The organism is Cobetia sp. UCD-24C (assembly GCF_001306765.1).
Lineage (GTDB): Bacteria > Pseudomonadota > Gammaproteobacteria > Pseudomonadales > Halomonadaceae > Cobetia > Cobetia amphilecti.
In genome coordinates, this window is sequence record NZ_LJTD01000002.1 from 336,299 (window position 1) to 360,404 (window position 24,106).

At 66.8% G+C, this 24,106-nt stretch carries 11 protein-coding genes; 8 read left to right on the forward strand and 3 right to left on the reverse strand.

Annotation, left to right across the window (positions count from 1 at the left end; genetic code table 11):
• Positions 1 to 33: 33 nt before the first annotated feature.
• Both AOG28_RS03740 and AOG28_RS03745 read right to left on the reverse strand, forming a co-directional pair.
• Entirely contained in the window at positions 34 to 3,624 is a 3,591-nt protein-coding gene (locus tag AOG28_RS03740) for an AAA family ATPase (protein WP_054555354.1), read from the reverse strand.
• Positions 3,621 to 5,039 (reverse strand): exonuclease SbcCD subunit D C-terminal domain-containing protein, encoded by a 1,419-nt coding sequence (locus AOG28_RS03745; RefSeq protein ID WP_082388209.1) that lies wholly within the window; start codon positions 5,037 to 5,039, stop codon positions 3,621 to 3,623. The genes AOG28_RS03740 and AOG28_RS03745 overlap by 4 nt, the downstream gene beginning before the upstream one ends.
• Before the next feature lie 421 nt (positions 5,040 to 5,460).
• Here AOG28_RS03745 and AOG28_RS03750 point away from each other — a divergent pair, with 421 nt between their 5' ends.
• The 8 genes from AOG28_RS03750 to AOG28_RS03785 all read left to right on the forward strand — a co-directional run bounded on the left by AOG28_RS03750 (position 5,461) and on the right by AOG28_RS03785 (position 22,837).
• Positions 5,461 to 5,880 (forward strand): DUF1499 domain-containing protein, encoded by a 420-nt coding sequence (locus AOG28_RS03750; protein WP_043333122.1) that lies wholly within the window; start codon positions 5,461 to 5,463, stop codon positions 5,878 to 5,880.
• 513 nt (positions 5,881 to 6,393) lie between these two features.
• Entirely contained in the window at positions 6,394 to 7,731 is a 1,338-nt protein-coding gene (locus tag AOG28_RS03755; protein ID WP_052384471.1) for an MFS transporter, read from the forward strand.
• 204 nt (positions 7,732 to 7,935) lie between these two features.
• Positions 7,936 to 12,009: an exodeoxyribonuclease V subunit gamma gene (recC, locus tag AOG28_RS03760; RefSeq protein WP_054555355.1), complete on the forward strand. Its 4,074-nt coding sequence runs from the start codon at positions 7,936 to 7,938 to the stop codon at positions 12,007 to 12,009.
• Positions 12,006 to 16,274: an exodeoxyribonuclease V subunit beta gene (recB, locus tag AOG28_RS03765; RefSeq protein ID WP_054555356.1), complete on the forward strand. Its 4,269-nt coding sequence runs from the start codon at positions 12,006 to 12,008 to the stop codon at positions 16,272 to 16,274. The genes recC and recB overlap by 4 nt, the downstream gene beginning before the upstream one ends.
• Before the next feature lie 4 nt (positions 16,275 to 16,278).
• On the forward strand, positions 16,279 to 18,441 hold the full coding sequence (gene recD / locus AOG28_RS03770) for an exodeoxyribonuclease V subunit alpha (RefSeq protein ID WP_235506936.1): 2,163 nt from the start codon (positions 16,279 to 16,281) through the stop codon (positions 18,439 to 18,441).
• A 112-nt stretch (positions 18,442 to 18,553) separates the two neighbouring features.
• Positions 18,554 to 19,744 carry a nitric oxide-sensing protein NosP gene (gene nosP / locus AOG28_RS03775; protein ID WP_054555441.1) on the forward strand — a complete coding sequence of 397 codons (1,191 nt, stop codon included), beginning with the start codon at positions 18,554 to 18,556 and terminating at the stop codon, positions 19,742 to 19,744.
• The gene (locus tag AOG28_RS03780; RefSeq protein WP_082388211.1) at positions 19,734 to 21,236 is read left to right on the forward strand and encodes an ATP-binding response regulator; all 1,503 of its coding nucleotides are present in this window, start codon (positions 19,734 to 19,736) and stop codon (positions 21,234 to 21,236) included. The genes nosP and AOG28_RS03780 overlap by 11 nt, the downstream gene beginning before the upstream one ends.
• Before the next feature lie 275 nt (positions 21,237 to 21,511).
• Positions 21,512 to 22,837, forward strand: coding sequence for an Nramp family divalent metal transporter (locus tag AOG28_RS03785; protein ID WP_235506937.1), 1,326 nt, complete (start codon positions 21,512 to 21,514; stop codon positions 22,835 to 22,837).
• A 97-nt stretch (positions 22,838 to 22,934) separates the two neighbouring features.
• Here AOG28_RS03785 and AOG28_RS03790 read toward each other — a convergent pair whose 3' ends face one another.
• A complete protein-coding gene (locus AOG28_RS03790; RefSeq protein WP_054555358.1) occupies positions 22,935 to 23,738 on the reverse strand; it encodes a response regulator in 804 nt (267 codons plus the stop codon).
• Positions 23,739 to 24,106: the final 368 nt, after the last annotated feature.

Consider the following 24,106-nt stretch of genomic DNA (forward strand, 5'->3'; position numbering starts at 1 on the left):
CGCTGAACCCGGCTTCGTGACGCCTGACCGCCGCTAGCCCTCGATCTCCAGTCGGCTCTGGCCGTTGCCCGAGGGGCGCACCGCGATACGCACCGGAATGCGTTCATGCATCTCGGCCACATGTGAGATGACCCCGACGCGACGGCCGCTGGCCTGCAGGCCATCCAACGCCTCCATCGCCAGGGCCAGCGAATCCGGGTCGAGGCTGCCGAAGCCTTCATCGATGAACAGCGATTCGATGCGCAGCTCACCGGAGGCCATGCCCGCCAGGCCCAGCGCCAGCGCCAGCGAGACCAGGAAGGTCTCGCCGCCGGACAGCGAATGCACGCTGCGCAGCTCGTCACCCATCTCGGTATCCACCACCACCAGCCCCAGCGGGCTGGCGCCGCGGGCCAGACGATAGCGGCGAACCAGATTGGCCAGATGCAGATTGGCATGCTCGATCAGGCGCTCGAGATTGAAGGCCTGGGCGATGGTGCGGAACTTGGCACCACTGGCACTACCGATCAGCTCCGACAGCGCTCCCCAGCGCTCATGGACTGCGCGGGCGCGGACCAGCTGCTCGCCAAGTTCGGCGCTGCCGCTGCGGCGCTGATCATCATTGAGTATCGCCGCCTGCGCCGATTGATGGGCCTCGCGCACGGCAGTGAGCGGTGTCTTGAGCGCCGCGATCAAAGTGGCCAACGCCTCGCCAAGCGCGTGGGTGTCTTCCTCGGGCTGTGGCTGCGCATCCTCCGGCGCACCAGCGGCATCTTCTTGCGGGGGTTGCGCATGAGCCTGCAAGCGAGCATGCAGCGCCAGGGCCTGCTGGGCCTGGGCGCGGATGACGCCCGTCTCTTGCGTTCCCGCCGTGCCTTCTCCTGCGGTGCCTTCTCTCGCCGTGCTTTCTCTCGCCGGACCTTCTCCAGCGGTACCTGCTCCTGACGTCTCCACGGCGGGCGCTGCCAGCTGTTCGAGTCCTGCCAGCTGCTCGAGTACCGTCTGCCAGCTGGAGGTCCGAGCGGCCTGCCAGTGTTTGAGCTGACGCGCATTGCGCTCCTCACACAGGGCATCCGCGCGTGCGACGCGCTCGTGGGCGCTGCGCAATTGCTGGCGCAGTGCCTGCAGCTCGTGATCCTCGACGGCCAGCAACTCCGCGATGCGCGCGTCATCCAGGCCGGGATTCGCTGCCTGCCAATGCGCGCATTCGCGGTCGAGCGAGTCCTGCTCCTCGCGCAGCTCCGTCTGGCGTTGCTGCAGGTTGGCCTGCTGCTGCGTCAGCTGCTGTTGCTGGTCGCTCAATTCCTGCAGTGCCTGCCGCGCATCCTCTTGCTCGTTGCGCATCCGGGTGGTCAGCGACTCGATCCAGTCGGACCAGTCGCCCACACTGGCATGCTGCCGCTTGGGGTCTGCGCTCAGTTGCTGGGCAAGCGTGTCACTGAGTTGCTCGATCTCGCGCGCCAGCGCAGTGATCTGCGTCTCGCACTGTTGAAGCTGCGCCTCGCCATGCTGGCATTGCGTCGTCAGCGTGGCGTGACGTGTTGCCAGTGCCTGGCGTTGCTCACGCAGCGGCGTCAGCTGACGCAGTGTCGACACCAGCGTGTTCTGGCGGGCGTCCAGTTCCCCAAGGCGCTGCTCGATCAGTTGCAGTGCGTGGGCAGCCGGCAGCTGCGGCAAGGGGGCAAGCTGGGGCTGCTCCGACAGCGAGTGCCGGGCCAGAAGCTCGCTCAGGTTCGTCTGGCAGCTCTGCGCCTGCTGCTGCAGGCGTTGCAGCTCCGTGTGCAGCTGGGTCTGTTCCTGCTGCAGATAGCCGAGCTGCTGCTCGAGGCGGGCATGCTCGTGACTGGCCGTCTCCATGGCTTGCTGTGCGGTGGCCGTGGCCTGGCGGCGCTGGTCAAGGCGCTCGCGGGCCTGCTGCTCCAGCTGAGCGATCAGCGCCTCGGCCGGTGCGGCCTGGCCGGCGGCGGGGTGCTCGTGGCTGCCGCACACCGGACACTCCTCGCCCTGAACCAGCCCGCGGCGCAGCGCCATCACGTTGTCGCTGCGTGCCAGACGCTCCTGCTCCTGCTGGCGGCGCTCGGCGTCTTCCTCGTGGCGCGCCTGGTCACGGGCCTGCAATGCTTGCGCCTGCCGGCCAGCCACATCCCTCAACGCCTGTTGCTGTCGGGGCAGTTGCTGCTCCAGTTCGACAAGACGCTGCTGCACCTCATCACGGCGGGCCAGGCCACTGATCTGCTCGCTGAGTACGGGCTTGAGCTCCAGTAGTGCATCGCGCTGACGTTGCAGTTGGTCACGATAATCTTCGGCATCGCGCAGCGGCTGGCCTGACTCGTCGACCAGCGTCGCCTGCAGCTGCTGGAGTTGCTGCTCCAGCTGCTGGCGCTGGCGATCCTGTGTCTCCAGCTCCTGCTGATGTTGGCCGAGCGTGTCGCGCAGGCGTTGCTGTTCACTCTGCTGGCTGGCGTGTGCTTCGCGTTGTTGAGAAAGACGCGAGGCTACCTGACGTGCCTCTTCAAGCTTCGGCAGTTGCTCGCCACGCCAGGTATCGCAGCGCTGCATGCGTTCATCGGCGGTGTGCCTGGCGGCTCTGGCCTGCTCAACCCTGGGCGACAGGGCGTCGAGCTGCTGCTTCAGCTGGGCCAGTTGCGTGACCAGCTGCGCATGCTGCGGCGCGAGCGCCTTGAGGCGCAGCAGGGCAGGGCGAATCGGCGCGAGGGCTTCCAGGGCACTGAGTTGCTCGCGCTGACGGGAAAGCCCATCGCTGGCGGCGTGAGCCGCGGTCTGCTCCTGCTGCGCCTGACGCAGGGCCTGTTCGAGTTCGCCCGCCGTAGTGGTCCACTGGTGATAGGCCGTCAGCGCATCATGCTGTTCGCTGAGCCGGGTCATGGCCGTCTGGCGCAGACGGACCTTCTCCTCGAGCGCCTGACGCTCCTGCGGGCTGGCCGGCAGCTGGCCTTCCAGCTTGCGCTCCAGTTCATTGACGGCCTCGCGGGCGGCGCGCTCGCGCTCATGGGCGGCCATCGAGATCTCGGAGTAATGGCCGGTATCGGTCAGCTTCTCCAGCAACTCCGAGCGTTCATTGTCATTGGCACGCAGGAAGGCGCTGAACTCGCTCTGCGCCAGCAACACGGCGCGGGTGAACTGCTCGAAATTCAGCCCCAGCCTGTCGATGATCAACGCCTTGGCGTCATTGCTGTTGGTGTTGAGGGTCTGAGCCGGCTGGGTGTCATCGCCGGTGGGCAGCAGCTGGAGATGTTGCTTGGCATTCTGCAGGCGCCCACCGGGCTTGCCGCGCGCGCGGCTGACCGTCCAGCTGGCGCGATAGCGCAGGCCATCGCGGCCGATGAAATCCACCTCGGCCTTGCCTTCGCCGCAGCCACGCCTGAGCAGGCTGCGCGGGTCCTTGAGCGTCAGCTGATGCTCGCCGACATCCTCCAGCTGGCCGCCACTCGGCGTCTGGCGCAGGCGCGGCGTGGTGCCATAGAGCGCCAGACACAGGGCATCGAGCAGCGTGCTCTTGCCGGCCCCGGTGGGGCCGGTGATGGCGAACAGGCCGGCATCGGACAGCGGCGCCTTCTCGAAGTCGACTTCATGTGCGCCGGCCAGCGAGGCCAGGTTGTCGAGGCGCAGGGCGAGAATCTTCATGCCTGACCTCCCTTGGCCTTGTCTGCCGAAGCTTTCTTGTCTATCGAAGCCGCCTTGTCGGCCTTGCGAGCGGGTCGGGTGGCCGGCTCGCCTTCGAGACGCGTCTCGCGCGCGGCCTCGACCTCCTCGAGCAGCTGGGCGAAATCCTCGATCAGCGTCGGGTCCGGCTCACTGTCATAGGTGGCGCGATAGTGGCGCTCGAACAGCCCCATCGGGCCCAGCTCATCGAGCTTCACGCCCTTCGGCGCGCGATGCTCGGCACTGGGCGCCGGGTAGCGGGTGACCAGCTTGATCAGACGCAGCGGCGCGCCTTCCAGCAGTGCCTCGATACGGGCGCGCAGGTCGATCAGCGGGGCTTCCAGCTGCACGGTCACTTCCAGCCACGGCCAGCGTGTCGGCTCGAGATCCGCCTGCGCTTCGGCGACCAGCGCCGTGAGCCGAGAGGTGATCTCGGCCAGGGGCGCAGGCCCGACGCGCGTGAGCGCGACATGGCAGGGCACGCGATGCTCCGTGACCTTCTCCAGGCTTTCATTGTTGAGCGTGACATCGAGGATGCGGTGACCGTAGTCGACCTCGGAGAAGTCCATCGCCAGCGGCGTACCGCAATAGCGGATGCGCTCCTCGCCACCCACGCGTTGCGGGCGATGCAGGTGGCCCAGCGCCACATAGGCGATGTCGTCGGGGAACAGGCTGGTCGAGAGCGCCTCTTCGCCACCCATCAGGATCGGGCGCTCGCTGTTCTCGGACACCTCGCCGTCACGCATATGGGCATGGCCCATGGCGATCAGCGCCTCGCCGGGCTGGCGGGCGGCGCGCGCAGCACTGACCAGCTGCTGGTGCACGCGGGCCACGCCGTCGCGGTAGGCCTCGCTGCGGGTGCGTTCGGCCTTGCCTGCTGCTTCTCCTTCCTGCTCGGCTTGCTCGCCGCTGCTCAGGCCGGTGACCTCGGCCGGGCGCAGGAAGGGCACCGCCAGGCACAGGGCGCGGCGCTTGCCGTCACGATCATGCAGGGGCACCAGCAGATGCTGGCAGTCGAGACTGTGGGCATCGCCGCCGTCGGCGGAGTCATCCACCCAGCGCACGCGACCCAGCGCATGGGTCTTGAGACGTGCCAACAACGCGGCCGGCAGCTCGATGCGCGAGCCGGAATCGTGATTGCCGGCGATCATCACGATCTCCAGCGCCGCGTCCTGCTCGTGGGCGCGCACGATGAAGTCGTAGAGCAGTTCCTGGGCGGCCAGGCTCGGGTTGACCACATCGAACAGGTCTCCGGCGATCAGCAGCGCATCCGGCGCCAGAGTCTTGAGCTGCCCGAGCAACCAGTCGAGAAAGGCAGCATGCTCGACGTGACGGCTCTGGCCGTGAAAGCTCTGGCCGAGATGCCAGTCGGAAGTGTGCAGAAAGCGGAAGCTCACGATGGGGTCCTTGCGAAGTCGTCTGGCCGGCGGCTGGGGCTGGAGCTGCGTATGGGGCAGGCCGGGCCGGGTGAAATGCTGCCCAGTGTACGGTCTGGCTTCGCTGGGGCGGAAGAGGGCACGGCCTCAAGCCGCTCAAGGTGCGGCGCATTATCAGGCAGATGATCTGGATCAAACCCTTCCACGGGCAAAATCGACAAAAGTCGCTACGCTGAAAGTCGAGGCCCTTGTCATTCACCGACAAGCCCACGCGATGGCAGCGTGTGGGAGTTGCCTCAAGCGAATCACATAAGCGGAGAAGCCCGCATGTGGCTTTCTTGCGCACAGTCTTCGCAACGTCTTCAAGCTGACTTGGATAACAATCAGGCTGGTGACAGAGGATGCTGTTACCGACGCCCAGAGATGACAGGAAGGATTCGAAATGCGCCAAGGTCTTTTTGCTTCACCTCGTCCCGACAATCTCGGCCTGCATGATGGCATGCTGGCTCCGGCCCCCAGCACCCCCAACGGGGTCAGCTCCCAGGCCACTGACAGCAAGCATTATGTCGCGCCACTCCCGATGCCGCAGGATTGCTGCGTCAGTGCGATGGAGAAGTTGCACGGCATCATAGAATCGATGGGCCATGCTGAAATCGTCAGCGAAGATGGCGGCTATCTGCACGCCGAGTTCCACACCCCCGTGCTGGGCTTCGTCGATGATGTGGAAATTGTCTGCAATGAAGAGGAGGGGGTCTGCCATGTGCGCAGCGTCTCGCGCAGAGGGCATTCCGATCTCGGCAAGAACCGCCAGCGGGTCGAGGACATTCGTCAGCGCCTGGAAGGCTGGGGCTACTGCAGCTGACGCTTGTCGATGAACCTGAGCTTGAATCCAGGTCTCGGGCGTCGCCCGGCAGGCGCGGGAAGATGACTCACTGCATGACACCCATCACGTCCCTCATTGCTTGAACTGCACAGGAGGACGTTCACCACCCCGGTCCGCCTTCTCGAGGCGCCGGGGTTTTTCATGCCAACTCTTGGCAAGGTCGGCGTGATTTCCCGCAAGACCCCTGCCAAACAGTGAGCGAACGCTACCCAGCCAAGGTCGCCTTTGCTACTCTGGACGCGATACATGAGACGCATGATTGCATCGATCTGTATTGTGTTTTTTGCAATACAGTGATGCGTCGTACGCTGGCAGGATTCCGCATGATCGCCACGCCTCCGGGGCAACCCCGGTGCTTTCAGTCATCATCAGCACGACTTCCGCTCCGTGATCGATGATGTCTCCCCGACTGAAAGCCTCCAAGACAAGATGTGCGACGCGTGAATCACCCTTGACCATCGCTGGACACCAGCCCCCGCTAAACAGAGATCCATGAACGATTCCGTCCCCGCAGCGGGCTCCGCCTCCGCTGCTCACGATTTGCCCAACGAAAATTCGCTCAAGCGTGGTGACATCAAGGTGCTCGGTCTGTCCGCTCTCGGCGGCGCCCTCGAGTTCTATGACTTCGTCATCTTCGTGTTCTTCGCCACTGTCGTCGGCCAGCTGTTCTTCCCGCCCGACATTCCCGAGTGGCTGCGTCAGGTGCAGACCTTCGGCATCTTCGCCGCCGGTTATCTGGCGCGCCCGCTGGGTGGCATCATCATGGCCCACTTTGGCGATACGCTGGGCCGCAAGAAGATGTTCACGCTGTCCATCTTCATGATGTCGCTCCCGACCCTGCTGATGGGCATGCTGCCGACCTATGCCGTCATCGGCATGTGGGCGCCGCTGCTGCTGATCATCCTGCGTCTGTTCCAGGGCGCGGCAGTCGGCGGTGAGGTGCCGGGTGCCTGGGTGTTCGTCAGCGAGCACGTCGCACCGCGTCACAATGGTCTGGCCTGCGGCACGCTCTCGATGGGGCTGGTGGGGGGCATCCTGCTCGGCTCGCTGATGGCCAGCGCCATCAACAGTGTCTACACCCCGCAAGAGGTCAGTGATTTCGCCTGGCGGATTCCGTTCATCATCGGCGGCGTGTTCGGGCTGTTCTCGGTCTATCTGCGTCGCTGGTTGCACGAGACGCCGGTATTCGCCGAGATGCAGCAGAAGAAGGCGCTGGCCGCCGAGCTGCCCTTGAAGATGATCCTGCGGGAACAGCGTCCGGCGATTGCCGTGGCGATGGCGGTCACCTGGATTCTGACCGCTGCCATCGTGGTCGTGATCCTGATGACGCCGAGCCTGATCGCGGGCCTCGAGGGCCTGAGCCGTGCCGCGGCCTTCTCCGCCAACAGTCTGGCGATCGTGGCGGTGTGCGTCGGCTGCATCGTCTCCGGTTACATGGTCGATCGCATCGGCGCCGGCGTCACCCTGGTGCTGTGGAGCGCCTTGCTGGGCATCACCTACTGGGTCTTCCTCGCCACCATGCACTCAGACCCCAGCCTGCTGGTGCCGCTCTACTGCCTGACCGGCTTCAGCGTCGGCATCGTCGGCGCGGTGCCGAGCATCGCGATCCGCGGCTTCCCGCCGGCGGTGCGCTTCACCGGCCTGTCGTTCTCCTACAATGTCGCCTACGCCATTTTCGGTGGCTTCACGCCGATTCTGGTCTCGCTGATGATGACCGTCTCGCCGCTGTCGCCCACCTGGTACGTGGCGGCGCTGTCGCTGATGGGCGTGGTGCTCGGCCTGTGGCTGGCGATCAGCCCGCGTGGCCGCGAACTGATGCGCATCGTCTGATCAGCGTATCTGCTATCGCAGGATGAGGTGCAGGCCTTGTGGCCTGCCTCTGCCTGAAAACGCGCATCACCCTCTGGGTGGTGCGCGTTTTTCGTTTGGGCCGGCGCCACGGCGACGCTAGGATAGAGCCATTCATTGTCTCTTCCGCGCAGCGGCTTGCCACGGCCACGATGGCCGGGTTGTCACTCCCAGCAGGATGCCCGCATGTTTACCGTTCTTCACGCCAATCACCTCGAGGACCTGCGCGATCTGGCCCTCAAGGTGATCAAGGCCGCGCCTCAGCCTCCGCTGGTGCCGGAAACCTTCCTCGTCCAGTCCAACGGCATGGCCCAGTGGCTGAGATTGTCATTGGCCGAGGCCGATGGCATCGCCGCCTCGGTGGATTTTCCACTGCCCTCAAGCTTCGTGTGGCGCGCCTATCGCGGGGTATTGGGCGGCGTGCTGGGCGACGAGATTCCGGAGCTGTCGCCCTTCGACAAGGGCCCGCTTGCCTGGCGTCTGCTGCGCCTGCTGCCGGGGCTGCTGGCCGATGAATCCCAGGCCGAATGCTATGCGCCGCTCAGGGATTACCTGTGTCGCGATGAGCGTGGCCAGTTGATCGAGGCGGTTGGTGAGGACGCATTGCCAGCGCTGCCCGAAGGCCCGGAGGCTGAGCGTCAGCAGTGGCAGCTGGCCTGCCAGCTGGCGGACCTGTTCGATCAGTACCTCAACTATCGCCCCGAGTGGGTACGCAGTTGGGAGAGCGGGCTGGAAGACGACAACTTCCGGGATGCCTTCGCGCGCCAGCAAGCCGCAAGCGAGCTGCCGGCCAATCTGCTGCCCGACAACCTGCCGGACAGCCAGCAGTGGCAGCCGGCACTGTGGCGAGCGGTGCTGGCCGATGCGCCATCCAGCAGTCGCCAGCACCACCGCGCCGCCCTGCATGGTCGCTTCGTCGCGGCGGCGCGTGCGCTGGAGACACTGCCCTCGACACGCCGTCATCCACTGCCGCCACGCCTGTTCGTGTTCGGTATCTCGGCGTTGCCGGGCCAGACGCTGGATGCGCTGCATGCGCTGTCCGGGGTGATGGACATCTACCTGATGATCACCAATCCCTGCCGCCATTACTGGGGCGATATCGTCTCCGACCGCGAAGCCGTGCGGCGCAGTTCGCGAGCAGACAGCCAGCGCATGGACAGCGAGCGCCTCGCGCAACAGCGTGCCCGACACCCCGAGGCGCCGGCGTTGATCGGGCTGGCGGAGGAGGAGTTGCACCTCAAGGCCAACCCGCTGCTGGCAGGGCTTGGCGCACAGGGGCGTGACTTCATCGTCAGCCTGTATGAATTCGAGAGTGCACTGTCGGGGCGCGACAGCGGCTTCGATCTCGAGCTGGACGTCTTCGTGCCGCGTATCAGCGAGGACATGCCACCCGAGCAGGCACCGCTGCTGCAGCAGATCCAGGACGAGATACTCGAGCTGGTCCACCCCGGCGAGCGCGCCCTGGCCGAGGGCAGTCCGCGGGAGCTCGCGGCCGATGACGACTCCATCAGTCTGGTCAGCGCCCACTCGGCGCTGCGTGAGGTCGAGATCCTCCATGACCGCCTGCTGGCGGCCTTCGAGCGGGCCCATGACGCCGAGAAACGTGGCGAGGGCGAGCCGCTGCGGCCGCGCGACATCCTGGTGATGGTGCCGGACATCGACAGATATGCCCCCTATATCGAGGCGGTGTTCGGTCAGCTGCCGCCGGGCAATCCGCGCCATATTCCCTTCACCATCGCCGACCGCGTGGCCAGTCAGGCCAATCCGCTGCTCGGGCTGGTGCTGATGTTGCTGGAGCTGCCGGAGCGCCGCCTCGGCGTCAGCGAGGTGCTGGATGCGCTGGATGTCGCCGCCTTCCGGCGTCGTTTCGCCATCGAGGAGGGCGAGCTCGAGCGTCTGCGGCGCTGGCTGGCCGACAGCGGCGTGCGCTGGGGACTCTCCGGTGAGCACCGGGAGCAGCTCGGCTTCATGCCACTCGACGAGAACAGCTGGCGCTTCGGCCTCGAGCGCATGCTGCTGGGCTACGCCACCGGCGCCCCGGAGGCCGGCTCCCCGGCGGCCGGCGCCCCGACGCAGGGGGTAGTTGGCGATGAGCAGAGCGCCGACCTGATGGACGGCCAGAGGGACGACTTGATGGACGGCCTTGTCGACATGAACGGCCTGAGCTTCGACGGCGTGGTGCCCTTCGATGAAGTGGCCGGTCTCGAGGCCGAGCTGGCAGGCAAGGTCGGCGAGCTGATCGAGAGCCTGGATCGTTGGCGGCGCTGGTTGGATACCTCGCGTACGCCGGCGGACTGGGCCACCACGCTGCAGCGGCTGTGGGAAGAGAGCCTCAGCCCGGACAGCGCCGAGGAATTCGACATTCTGGCGCGTCTGCAGGCGGCGCTCTCACGCCTCGACAAGGGCTGGCAGCAGGCCGGTTTCGAGGGCTGCCTGTCGCTCAAGGTGGTGCGCGAGGCGCTGCGCGGCGAGCTGGACAGCGGCGGTCTCGCCCAGCGCTTTCTCGCCGGGCGCGTCAACTTCGCCACCCTGATGCCGATGCGTGCGATTCCCTTCCGCGAAGTGCACCTGCTGGGCATGAATGATGGCGACTACCCACGGGTGCGCATGCCGCAGGATTTCGACCTGATGGCCAGCCGCCCGCAGGCGGGCGACCGCTCACGCCGCGACGATGATCGCTACCTGTTCCTGGAGGCGCTGCTGGCGGCGCGGGATCGCCTGTCGATCTCGTGGGTCGGGCGTGACCAGCGCGACAACGGCGAGCGGCCGCCCTCGGTACTGGTCGGTGAACTGCTCGACTACATCGAGCTGGGCTGGGAGTCCGAGCAGCCGCACTCCGCCAAGCGTTCGCGGGAGGCGGCGCTGCGTGAGCGCCTGATCACCGAACACCCGCTGCAGCCGTTCTCGCGGCACTATTTCCATGCCTCCCAGGCGGCGGTCATCGATCTGTTCAGCTATGACGCCAGTTGGTCGAGCCTGTATCGCGCGGCGGGTCAGGTTCAAGTGCCTGAAACATTTCAGGAAAACCCAAGCAATGCCAGTCAGGTGAAAGCGGCGGCAGCGACTGCTTTGAGGCAGCTGGTGGAGCAGGCGCCGGAGTCCCATCTGCGCCTCGGTGCCGATTCGCTGGCGCGCTTCCTGCGCCGCCCCTGGCAGCTGGGGCTGGACCGCGTCGGCGTGCGCTTCCGCGATGCCGAGGTGCCGGATGAAGACAACGAACCCTTCGCCCCCGACGGGCTGGAGAACTTCACCCTGACCCGCGAGCTGCTGGACGCCGCGCTTGCCGGGCAGTCACTGCCGCTGGCCGCCGAACGTCTGCGCCGGGCCGGGCGGCTGCCGGCGCTGGGCTTTGCCGATGCCTTGATCGAACCGCGCCTCAAGCGCCTGGATCAGGAGTTGGCCAGCTGGCGTGACCAGCTCAGCGATGCCCTCTCGCTGCCGCCGCGCACCCTCGAGGTACCGCTGATCATGCAGGATGAGGGCGGCGAGATGCTGCGCGTGACCCTCACTACGCGTCTGATCAGTCGTCAGCAGCTGCGCGATGACGCCGAGGGCGAAAGCCGCCTGCTGGCCACGCTGGAGGCGACCCACTTCGGCACCCTCAAGCCCGGCAAGGAAGGGCGCTACAAGAAGCTCGGCAAGCCGCATCGTCTGCTGGCCGGCTACCTCGACTGGCTGATGGCCAATGCGCGTCCCGGCCTCGGGGAAGTGGCAGGTGATCAGGGCGCAAGCCGTGAAGGCTATCAGTGGCTTGCGGTGTTCGAGGACCGCTGGCTGCTGTTCCCCGCGCTGCGCATCGAGCAGGCCGAGGCCGCGCTGCGCCATCTCGTCAAGGCGTATGCCCAGGGCTGGCAGGCGCCGCTGGCGGCCGCGCTGGAACTGGCGACCACCCTCTGGGAGGTGGTGGGCGAGGAGGATCGCAATGCCCTGTTCGGCGCGCTCAAGGCGCAGGCCGCGGACGGCAACGCAAACCTTGAGACGGCGCTCGGGGCCATTCACAAGCCCTGGCTTGGTGAGAGTCTGACGCGCGCCATGGAAACCCGCTTCAGCGAAGACATCTTCAAGGGCCCCCAGGCGCTCAGGCGTCAGGAGGGAGCGCTGGGCGAGCTGTGGCCGGAGTTCGAGGCCTTTGCACAGGCCGGCGGCGTGCTCAACAGCGTGCAGCTCTATCAGCCACTGATCGAGAGCATGATCGGCGTGCGGCAGGGCATTCTCGGCGAACGCGCGGTGGAGCTTGCCACCGGGAAGGCGACGCCATGAGCGATACCGGAGTGGAAGACATGCGCGGTGTGGAGAGTGGCGTGAGGAGTGGCATCGCTCAGGACAAGGAAGCGGCAATGAGTGACGAGATGGATCAGAGCCAGCAGGGCCAGGCCCTCGATATTCCGACGCTGCCGCTGCTCGGTCAGCACCTGATCGAGGCGAGTGCCGGTACCGGCAAGACCTTCACCCTCGCCGCGCTCTACGTGCGGCTGGTGCTCGGGCCCTTGCCCGGCCAGGACGCGGGCGTCTGCTATCCGCGCCCGCTGACGCCGCCGGAGATTCTGGTGGTGACCTTCACCGAAGCCGCCACCGCCGAGCTGCGTGACCGCATTCGGGCACGCCTCAAGCAGGCGCGTGAGGCGCTGCTGGAGCGTGCCAGTCCTGATCCGGTGCTGGCCGAGTTGCTCGCGCCGCTGCTGACACCATCACCTGTCGAGGACGCATCTCGCCTCAAGGCTGCCGCGGCACGGCGCCTCGATCAGGCCGCGCGCCTGATGGATGACGCCGCCATCTTCACCATCCACGGCTTCTGCCAGCGCATGCTCAGCCGACATGCCTTCGATGCTGGCGGACGCTTCGGCGCCGAGCTGTTGCAGGATGGCCAGTCGCTGCTGGCGCGCTGCGTCGAGGATTACTGGCGCTGCGAGTTCTATCCGCTGGCCCGCGAGTGGCAGGCGTTGATCCGTGGGCGTTGGGCCGGGCCTGACGCGTTGGGAGAAGAGCTGCGTGGCCTGCTGCGGGATGGCACGCCGCGCCCGCTGTACCGCGACGGCGAATGTCTTGAGGCCCCGCATGACCTGAGCGAGCTGCTCGGCAATGCCGAACAGTGGCGTCAGCAGCAGGAGGCCGCACGGCGCGCCGTCGAGGAAAGCTTCGATGAGCCGGCCATCCGTGCGGTGATGGGCGAGGCCTTCGCCAGCAAGGCCCTCAACGGCAACAGCTACAAGGAGGCCGAACTCGAGCCTCGCCTGGCGGCGACGGCCGCCTGGCTGGCCAGCGGCGAGCACGACTTCGCCGCCGACATGCTCGACAGCAAGAAGCTGTGCTGGCTGAGTCAGGCCAAGCTCGAGAAGGGCACCAAGAAGAACTGCCAGACGCCGCGCCACCCCTTCTTCGCGGCGCTGGACATGCTGGCCGAGGTGCCCGCCCCGGATGCCGTACTGCTGGATCAGGTCGCCGTGCATGCGCGTGACAGCGTCGCCCGCGCCCTGATCTGCGAGAAGCGCCGCCTCGGGCTGTGGGAATTCTCGGATCTGCTCAATGATCTCGATCACGCGCTGGACCCGACGCTCAATGGCGAGGCCAGCCAGCGTCTGGCGCGCCAGATCCGTCAGGAGCTGCCGGTGGCGATGATCGACGAATTCCAGGACACCGATCCGGTCCAGTACCGCATCTTCCGGCGCATCTATCCGCAGACGGCGGGCGATGGCCCGTCCGACGACGATGCCATCGGCAACGATGCCGTCAATGGCAATGCTGGCGAGGCGCCCAGCACGCTGTTGATGATCGGTGACCCCAAGCAGGCCATCTATGCCTTCCGCGGCGCCGATATCGACACCTATCTGGCGGCGCGCAAGGTCACCAGCTCGCGCTTCACCCTGCCGCGCAACTTCCGCTCCAGCGCCGCGATGGTGTCCGCGGTGAATGCCCTGTTCGCCCAGCATCAGGCACCCTTCGGCAGTGAGGACATTCCCTTCCAGCCGGTCGAGGCCCAGGGCACACGCACCCGGCTGGTGCTGCGTCATGCGGATGGCCGCGAAGAGGCCGCCTGCGCGCTGAACCTGTGGTGGGCCAGCGGTGAGCGTCTGAGCGCCGATGACCACCGCCGCGCCATGAGTGGTGCCTGTCGCGCCCAGATCCAGGCCTTGCTGGAAGGACAGCAGCGTCTGACGGCGGGCGAGCCGGGGCTGGTGTTCATGGACGAAGGCGATGCGACGCCACGTGGCGTGGCCGCCAGCGATATCGCCGTGCTGGTACGCAATGGCCGTGAGGCCGCGGCGGTGCGTGGCGCGCTGGCCGAAGGCGGTATCCGCAGCGTCTATTTGAGCGAGAAGAGCTCGGTATTCGACACGCCGGAGGCCTTCGAGCTGCTGCAGCTGTTCGAGGCCGTGGCCCATCCGCGTGATGACCGCCGTCTGCGCGCGGCGCTGGCGACGCGGCTGCTGGCCGAGGATCTCTCGCTGGTCGAACGCCTCGCGGTGGATGAGCTGGCCTGGGAGCGTGAAGTCGAGCGCTTCGATGGCTACCACCGCGACTGGCAACGGCGCGGTGTGCTGCCGATGCTGCGCGGCGTGATGCGCGACTTCCGGGTCGGTGAGCGGTTGGCGGCGCGCGCCGGGGGCGAGCGTGCCCTGACGGACGTGCTGCACCTTGGTGAGCTGGCCCAGAATGCCGCCCAGCGCCTCGATGGCGAGCAGGCGCTGCTGCGCTGGTGGCATCAGGCGCTGGAATCCGGCCATGAAGCGCTGGACAGCGACAGCCTCAGTCAGCGACTGGAAAGTGATGAGGGGCTGGTGCGCGTCGTCACCATCCACAAGTCCAAGGGGCTCGAGTATCCCATCGTGCTGTTGCCGTTCATGGCCAGCTTCCGCGCCGCCGAGCCGGACAGGAATTTCGGCCTGCTGACCCTCAAGCAGCGCTGGCTGACTGTGGCTGAAGAGAAGGCAGAGGCCGATGCACAGCAGGTAGCCGGTGCAAAGACCGATTTGCCAGCGGCGGCAGAGCCGGACATGGCGCTGGATGACAGCATCCTGGTCAAGAAGCCCTCCAAGGAGGCCATCGCGGCGGCCGACCATGCACGTCTGATGGAAGACGTGCGTCTGCTCTACGTGGCGCTGACACGGCCCAAGTTCGCCTGCTGGCTGGGACTGGCGCCCATCGGCAAGGGCGGCTTCAGCAAGCAGCTCAGCCTGCCCGTCACCGCCATCGGTTATCTGCTCGGCCTGAGTGACAACGAGGAGATCGAGGCCAGCGCCATCGAGGCTGCGCTGCACGGCTGGTGTGAACAGCAGTCGGCCGGACTCGCTCGCGTGTCCGGTCTGCCGGAGTTGCCCGGTCATGACTATCAGCCACCGGCGGAGCGCGATCAGCACTTCCACGGCGCGCGTCACTTCGCCGGCGGCATCGAGGATGACTGGTGGATCGCCTCCTACACCGCCTTGCTCACGGATGCCCGTCAGGTGACGGCGGCGCTGGAAGACACCGGCGATGCCGAGGATGACCGCGTGCCCGAAGGCGCCACCGAGATCGCGCTGGAAGAAGGCGAGCAGGGCCTGACGCGCCCGGACCGCGAGGTGGCAGGCCAGTCCGGCCCGCTGCTGGCTGGCGGCCTGCCGATGACGGTGGGCGAGATCCATCTGCATGACTTCCCGCGCGGACCGCGCCCGGGGACCTTCCTGCACGGGCTGCTGGAGGCGGTGGATCTCGATCGCCTCGGTGCGGATGACTATCGCGGCGAGCTTGAGCGGCTGGTGGGCTCGCGGCTGCATTTCGGTGGCTTCGATGCCAGCTGGCAGCCACGTCTCACCGACTGGCTGGAGCAGGCACTGACCCGTCCGCTGCAGGGCTTCGAGGGCGAGCCTATCCTGCTCAATCGACTCGAGGCCTGGCAGCCGGAGCTGGAATTCTGGCTGCCGGCCGTACACGCGCGCAGTCTGCCGCTGGACGCCGTGGTCACCGCGCTGGAGCCGTTGCCGCGCTCGCGGCCCAGGCTCGCGCCACGCCGCATGCACGGCATGCTCAAGGGCTTCATCGATCTGACCTTCCAGTCTGGCGGGCGCTGGTACGTGCTGGACTGGAAATCCAACTATCTGGGCGAGCGCCCCGAGGATTATCTTGGCGAGTCACTGGCCCGCGCCATGGTCGAGCACCGCTACGACCTGCAATACGTGCTCTACACCCTCGCGCTGCATCGTCTGCTCAAGGCGCGCCTCGGTGAGGACTACGATTACGAGCGCTGCATGGGCGGAGTGCTGTATGTCTTCCTGCGCGGCCTGGATGCCGGCGGTGATTCACCCGCGCTTGCGGTGGATGAGACTGAAGCGACGCCCGGCCGGCCCCTTGAAGGGACAGCGACGCCCGGCCGGCCTTTTGAAGGGACAGCGACGCCCGGCGTCTTCCAGCGCCGGCCATCACAGGCGCTGATCGAGGCGCTGGATCTCTGGCTGGGCGGCGACAGCTCCGCATTGGATAGCCTGCTCCTCAACACCACCGACACCTCGCCACTCACGCAAAGCGGCCAGCAGGGGGCCTTCGATGTCTGACACCATGTCTGTGCCAACGCAGCAGCACAGCGCTGCCCCTGACGCCCCGACTGCCGACACCCTGCTCGCCACGCTCGGACTGTGGGTGGAGCTGGGCTGGCTTAGGCGCGTCGATGCCCATCTGGTGCGCTTCATGGCGCGCCATGTGCCGGAGGCCCCGGCCAGCGTATTGTTGGCGGCCGCGTTGGCCAGCCACCAGCTGGGACGCGGGCATGTGTGCCTGTCGCTGTCGCGGGCGCTGGCCGAGCCACGCGCGACCCTGTCGCTGCCGCCGCTGGAGCAGTCCGAGGCGCACCTGGCCGAGGTCAGCGTGGCCCTGCCGGAGGCCTTCCTGGCGGATCTCGATGCCGGCCGCTGGGCCGAGCAGCTGGCGGCATCGCGGCTGGTCAGCGTGCTGGCGCAGGCCGACTCCCCGGCGGGTCATCTGCCGCTGCGCCCGCTGGTGCTGGTGGGCGAGCGCCTCTATCTGCGGCGTTACTGGCAGGCCGAGCGTGAAGTCGCGGCGGGGCTGCGTGCGCGGATGGGGCCGAGCGAGGAGGGCGAGACACGGGTCAGTGATGCGCTGGGCGAGCGTCTGCGTGAGCTGTTCGCCAGCAATCAGCCGGACCCCCACGGCGCGCCGGACTGGCAGAAGCTGGCCTGCGCCCTGGCGCTGCGTCAGCGCCTGACGGTGATCTCCGGCGGTCCCGGTACCGGCAAGACCACCACCGTCACGCGCCTGTTGGCGCTGTTGCAGGCTCAGGCGCTGGGGGGGGGGACTGACGGTGCAGAGGGCGAGGTGGAGAGCGATGAGACAGGCCATCCGCACGAGCGGCGGGCGCTGGATATCCGCCTGGTCGCCCCGACCGGCAAGGCGGCGGCGCGACTGTCGGAGTCGATCCGGGGGGCGGTGGCGAAGCTCGAGGTGCCAGACGCGGTACGCGCCGCCATCCCGCGCGAGGCAAGCACCGTGCACCGCCTGCTGGGCGCACGTCCGGATTCGCGCCATTTCCGCCATCACGCCGGCAACCCGCTGGCGCTGGATCTGCTGGTGGTGGACGAGGCCTCGATGGTCGATCTTGACCTGATGGCCGCGCTACTCGGGGCACTGCCCGCCCACGCCCGCCTGATTCTGCTCGGCGACAAGGACCAGCTGGCCTCGGTGGAAGCCGGCGCCGTGCTGGGCGATCTCTGCGAGCATGCGTTGCCGCCGCGCTATTCACCGGCGCTGTGTGCCGACTTGAGCCGCCTGACCGGCGAAACCCTGGAGCAGGCCATCGCCGCGCCCGAGGCAGCAGAGGGCCAGCCTGCTGGTGATAGCCAGGAGGCCCCGCAAGTCTCGAGTGCGACACGCGGCCGACTCGCCGATCACGTGGTGGTGCTGCAGAATAGCTATCGCTTCTCTGCCGACAGTGGCATCGGCGCCCTGGCACGCGCCAGCAACGCCGGGGATCGTCAGGCGCTGCGCGATGTCTGGAAGGCCGGTTATCGCGACATCGCCTGGCTCAAGCTCAGTGGCCCGGAGGACCGCGATCTCGAGAAGCTAGTAGTCAATGGCTACCGCCCGGCGCTGGAGGCCGTGCGTGAGCGGCGCCCGGCGCGTGAGGTGATCGACCTGCTGCTCGAGTTCCAGCTGCTGTGCGCGCTGCGCCGTGGCCCCTACGGCGTCGATGGCCTCAACCAGCGCGTGGCGCGGGTGCTGATGCGGCGTGGACTGATCGACGATGAGCGCGGCTGGTACGCCGGTCGCCCGGTGATGGTGACGCGCAATGACCGCGCGTTGGGGCTCTACAACGGCGATGTCGGCATCACCCTGCCGGATCCCGCCGCCGGCGGGCGCCTGCGCGTGTTCTTCCCGGTCGAGGAGGAGGCGACGTCAGACGCCGAGCGTGACGGGCAGGACACCGACATCCAGCGCTTCCACCGTGGCGTGCGCGCGGTATTGCCGTCACGCCTCGAGGCGGTGGAGACGGTCTTCGCGATGACGGTCCACAAGTCGCAGGGTTCCGAGTTCCGCCATGTGTTATTCGTGTTGCCTGAGGGCGCCAATCCGATTCTGACCCGCGAGCTGGTCTACACCGGCATCACGCGGGCCAAGTCGCGGGTCACGCTGGCGGGAACCCGCCGCGAGACGCTGGAAGGCGCCATTGAACGACGCGTGGTGAGAGCCAGCGGGCTGGTGCTCTAGGCCGGACACCGACGGATGATCGTCATCTCCGGCTCCGCCGCGCTCGACGGGAGGAGGGGACATGACGGATGTCAGCAGTCGCGTGAAGGAAAGGGCGCAGCCACAGAGCGAGATGCATGCCGTGGCGCTGGCCACGGCGGCCAGCCAGCTCAAGGACCCACAGGCGGCGGTGGCTGAGCTTGCCCGAACGCTTGATCTGGCGCTGGGAAGTCGTGAGCGGCTCGGCGGGGTGCTGTTCTTCTGCTCGGCGGATTATCCGCTGGCGGCACTGGGTCAGGCGCTGGCCGCCACCTTCGGCGAGGTGCCGGTGAGCGGCTGCACTACCGCCGGCGAGATCACGCCCGCGGGCTATGCGCGCGGTTCCATCACCGCCATTGGCCTTGCGCGCAGTGACTTCGCGCTGGCGCAGGTGCTGATCGATGATCTGAGCGGTTTCGATCTTCCGCGTGCACAGGCGCTGAGTGACGAGCTGCTGGCACGTTGTCGCGAGCAGGCCGTGGCGCCGGTGATGGGCAACAGCTTCGCGCTGACGCTGCTCGACGGGCTCTCGAGCAGCGAGGAGCAGGTGCTGGCGACGCTGGATGCGGCGCTGGGCAGCATTCCCGCCTTCGGTGGCTCCGCCGGGGATGACAATCGCCTGTCGCACACCTATGTCTACGCCGATGGCGTCTTTCATGATCAGGCGGCGGTCGTGGTGGTGGTCAATACGCGGCTGCCGTTCGAGGTCATCAGCACCCATCACCTCACGCCGCTGGCCGACAAGCTGGTGGTGACGGCGGTGGACCGTGATTCGCGCCGCGTGCTGGAGCTGAATGCCGAGCCCGCCGCCGAGGAGTACGCCAGGCTGGCCGGCGTCGCGCCCGAGGCGCTGGAGGAGGCGGTCTTCGCGCGTTGTCCGCTGGCGGTACGCATCGGCGAGGCGCATTACGTGCGCTCCATCCAGCGCGTGAATGACGATGCCAGTCTGAGTTTCTACTGCGCGGTGGAGACCGGCATCGTGCTCACCGCCATGCAGGCCACGCCGATTCTCGAGCAGCTCGAGCAGCGCCTGGCCGAGGTGGAGGCGCGCCTGGGGCCGCCCGCGCTGACCATCGGCTGCGACTGCTTCCTGCGGCGCATGGAGATCGAGGCGCTGGCGCTGGAGGATGAGGCCTCGCGCATGCTCAGGCGGCACCGGGTGATCGGCTTCAATACCTACGGTGAGCAGCACCACGGCATGCACATCAACCAGACCTTCACCGGCGTGGTGATCGGCCAGCGCCGCTCGGTTGCCGACGGCACGGGAGGAGAGGATGTCGCCTGATACGCCGCTGACCGAGCAGGGCTTGCTGACCAGGACAGGCTCCCTGACCGAGCCGGACGCCCTGAGCGCCGAACTCGCCGCCCTCAAGGCGCGCAATCGCCAGCTGGAGAAGATCAACGCCGCCCTGATCGAGAGGGTCGAATCCAGCAGCCCTTCACCGAGCGCGCCCTACGCCGCCTTCGAACATGCGGTACTGCTGGCGGATCAGGTGCGCGAGCGTACCGATGCCCTGCATCGCACCCTCGATGAGCTGGGGGCGCTCAATCGACGCCTGACCGCTGCCAAGGCCGCCGCCGAGGCGGCCAACCACTCCAAGACCCGCTTTCTCGCCGCCATCAGCCATGACCTGCTGCAACCCCTGAATGCCGCGCGGCTGTTCGCCAGCGCCCTGGAAGAGCAACTGGCGCGGCTGGCGCTGGATGCTTCCCTGCCGGGCGATGCCATTTCTGGCGTCACGCCGGGCGATGCTTCGCAGGGTGTCTCCACGCCCGGCGAGCTGGTGGCGCGGCTGGGGCGCTCGCTGGCAGATGTCGAGAGTCTGCTGGGCACGCTGGTCGATATCTCGCGGCTGGATGCCGGCGTGCTGACGGCGGATGTCGCCGTCTTTCCGGTGCGTGAGCTTCTGGATGTGCTCGCCGAGGAATATCGCCAACTGGGCGCTGCCCGTGGGCTCGAGCTGCATTACGTGGCCAGTCATCTGAGCATCGAGTCGGACCTGCAATTGCTGGCGCGAGTGGTGCGCAACTTCCTGAGCAATGCGCTGCGCCATGTGCCGGATGGCTCGACGCGCGGGCGGGTGCTGCTGGGGTGTCGGCGTCGCGGTGACTGGCTGGAGATCACCGTGGCCGACAACGGCCCCGGCATCGCCGAGCATCAGCGCGAGGTGGTCTTCCAGGAATTCCGACGTCTGGCGCCGCGCCAGGACAACGAGCAGCGCGGCCTCGGGCTGGGGCTGGCGATCGTCAAGCGCATCACCGGCCTGCTGGAGCACCCCCTGTCGCTGACCAGCACGCCGGGGCGCGGCGCCGCCTTCGCGGTTCGCGTGCCGATTCGTCAGCCTGCCAGTGTGGAGGGGCCAGCGGCTGACGCGACTTCTCCCGGCCAGCCTTGCGCGTCACCGCTCGCGCAGCCGCTGCTCGATACCGTTATCTGGGTGGTCGAGGATGATCGGGAGGTGTGTGCCGGCATGCAGTCATTGCTCGGGGGCTGGGGCGCGAGTGTCCACTGCGCCGATGATGCCGAGGTGCTGTTGCAGCAGGCCGTGGCCGCGCCGCAGGTCTTGATCGTCGATCATCAGCTTGGGGAAGGGCAGCCTGATGGCCTCAAGCAGGCGCAACGCCTGCGGCAACGCTGGCCGGGCCTGCCGGTGGTGGTGATCAGCGCGGACCACTCGGCGCCGCTCAAGGCCAGGGCGCGCGCGCTCGGGTTCGGGTTTCTGCTCAAGCCGGTCAAGCCACTGCGCCTGCGCCAGTTGCTGGTCAATCGTCGCTAGCCGCGCGCAGAGGTGCTGGAAGAGATGCAGGAAGGGGGGAGGGAAAAGGAGCTGGAAAAGGGCCTCAAGAAGAAACTGGAAAGGGGGAAGGCAAAGACAGTGGCAAATAGGTGTCCGCCACGGGGGGTGATTGAAGGAGCCTATCAGGTATCACGCTTATTTTTAATGAGAATCAATGACATTTGGCGTGTATGCTGATCACATAGCCTCCCGCATATTTCTTTATCTGTTCGCGGGTCATTGATCTGGCAGGTTTTCCCCCCATGCTGAATGTCATGTCCGATAAATCCGTACGTCATGCCGCAAGCATGTCACTGGGCAGCGAAGGCGACGCCTCTGCTGCCTCTGCTGCCGGTGGTGCGCACACAGCTTCCCCTGTCCGTCTCACTGGCCGCCTGCGCCGGGCCTTGCCATTCCTCGGCCCGGCGATGATCGCCGCCGTCGCCTATATCGACCCGGGCAACTTCGCGACCAACATCGAGGCCGGCTCCCGCTATGGCTACACCCTGCTGTGGGTGGTGCTGTGGGCCAACCTGATGGCGATGTTGATCCAGACCCTGTCCGCGCGGCTGGGGCTGGCGACCGGCAAGAATCTGGCCGAGGTCATCCGTGAACGCTTCCCGCGTCCGGTGGTGTGGGCCTTCTGGGTGCAGGCGGAGATCGTCGCCATTGCGACCGATCTGGCTGAATTCCTGGGGGCGGCGCTGGCCTTCAATCTGCTGTTCGGGCTCAGCATGCTGGAAGGGGCGCTGCTGACCGGCGCCATCACCTATGCGGTGCTGGTGATGCAGCGTTTCGGCTTCCGCATGATGGAAATGATCATCGGCGCGATGATACTGGCGGTCTCGGCGGGTTTCCTGCTCGAGATCATTCTCAGTCGCCCACCGGTGGAGCCGATCATCTATGGTCTGCTGTCGCCGAACTTCCCGGATAGTCACGCCATCTTCCTGGCGGCGGGTATCCTCGGTGCCACCGTGATGCCCCACGTCATCTACCTGCATTCCGCGCTGTCCCAGAATCGCATCCGGGTGCGTGACAGCGGTCAGCGTCGTCGCGTGATGGGCTACTACCGGTTGGATGTCATCATCGGCATGGCGCTGGCGGGGCTGATCAACATGGCGATGCTGGTGCTGGCCGCCAAGGTCTTCCACGGCAACGGCGAGACCGGCGTGGCCTCCATCACCGAGAGCTACAAGCTGCTGTCACCGCTGATGGGCCAGGATGCGGCGAGTCTCATCTTCGGCTTCACGCTGCTGCTGGCGGGGCTGTCCTCGTCCATCGTCGGCACCCTGTCCGGTCAGGTGGTGATGCAGGGCTTCGTCAACTTCCGCATTCCGATGTGGCTGCGCCGCGTGATCACCATGGCACCGGCCATCGCCATTATCCTGATGGAGCTGCCGGAGCAGCAGGTGCTGGTCGCAAGCCAGGTGGTACTCAGCTTCGGGATTCCCTTCGCACTGGTGCCGCTGTTGATGTTCACCGCCAACCGCCGCCTGATGGAAGACCTGGTCAATCGTCACTGGGTGACAGCCATCGGGGTGCTGGTCGCGGCGATCATCATCCTGCTCAATGGCTATGTGCTGGTCGGCGAGCTGATGTAGGCCCCGCACTCTCTGTTCTATGCTCCAGGCCCTATGGCCTTGGTGAGTTCCAAAAGGCCTGCTGGTGGCAGGCCCTCGCAACGCCCCGCTGTGTGCCTCATTCGTGAGCGCCCCGGCGGGGCGTTGCGCGTTGTGGGGCGGCAGGGGGCGCGCTCGCGCCAGACACGGCAGGCAGGGAGTGGCTGGCCAGCAGGATCGCCTGTACCCGGCTGGCGACCCCCAGCTTGTGCAGGATGGCGGAGACATGCGATTTGACGGTGGTTTCCGCCACGCCCAGCTGCCAGGCGATCATCTTGTTGGATTCGCCCAGCACCATGCGCTCCAGCACGCCGCGCTGCTTGGTGGTGAGGGTCTGCCAGCGCTGCGCGAATTCCGCCTCGCTGAGGCTCGGCGCGAGTTGAGGCGCTGGCGGTGGCACTGGTGCTGAGGCCGATGCCGAGGCTGATGAAGAAGCCGCCTGGCTCGCCAGCGCCGGGCGCGGGGCGGCGCGCATCAAGCGGGCGGGCACATAGACCTCACCGGCCAGCATGCGCGCAAGCGCCTCGCGCAATACCTCCGCCGAGCTCGACTTGGAGAGATAGCCCACCGCGCCGAGTGCCAAGGCTTCCAGCACCGTCTCGCGCGCCTCGTGGGCGGAGAGAATCGCCACCGGTAGCCAGTCTGCCTCCTGGCGCAAACGCGCCAGGCCTTCCAGGCCGTGGCTGTCGGGCAGGTCGAGATCCAGCAGCAGCAGGTCGAGGCTATCGGCATGCGCGTCGATGAGGCTGAGCGTCTCGGCGAGACTGGCGGCCTGCAGCAGCTCGTAGGGCGGCGCCGAGTCATCGGAGACGCTCAGACTCAGGGTACGACTGATGGCATCACGGAACAGCGGATGGTCATCCGCGATCAACAGACGGTACATGGAGGCTCCTGGCCGGTGGCGGGCGATATCCTGAGCATAACGTCATGGCGTGGTGTCGTGCCTTGCGGCCTTCGCGGTATGGCGGCGTTCGTTTCTCCTTCCTTTTCTCCTCCCAAGGGATGAGACGGTCTCCGCCCATGGGGGCATGTCGCGATTGGCGTCGGTGGTCAAGACTGTGAGAGTCGCCTGATCAAGTACCGCTTGATGGATCGGGCAGCGGGTCAGCGCCAACGGCGCCACTGCAGAAGGGCCAACACAGGCGTTTCGCTGACACGACAACGACTTTTCAGCAACGACAACGACTTTTCAGTAACGACAACGACTGCGCAGCAACGACAACAACAGGCCGTCGATCACGAGCGCCACTC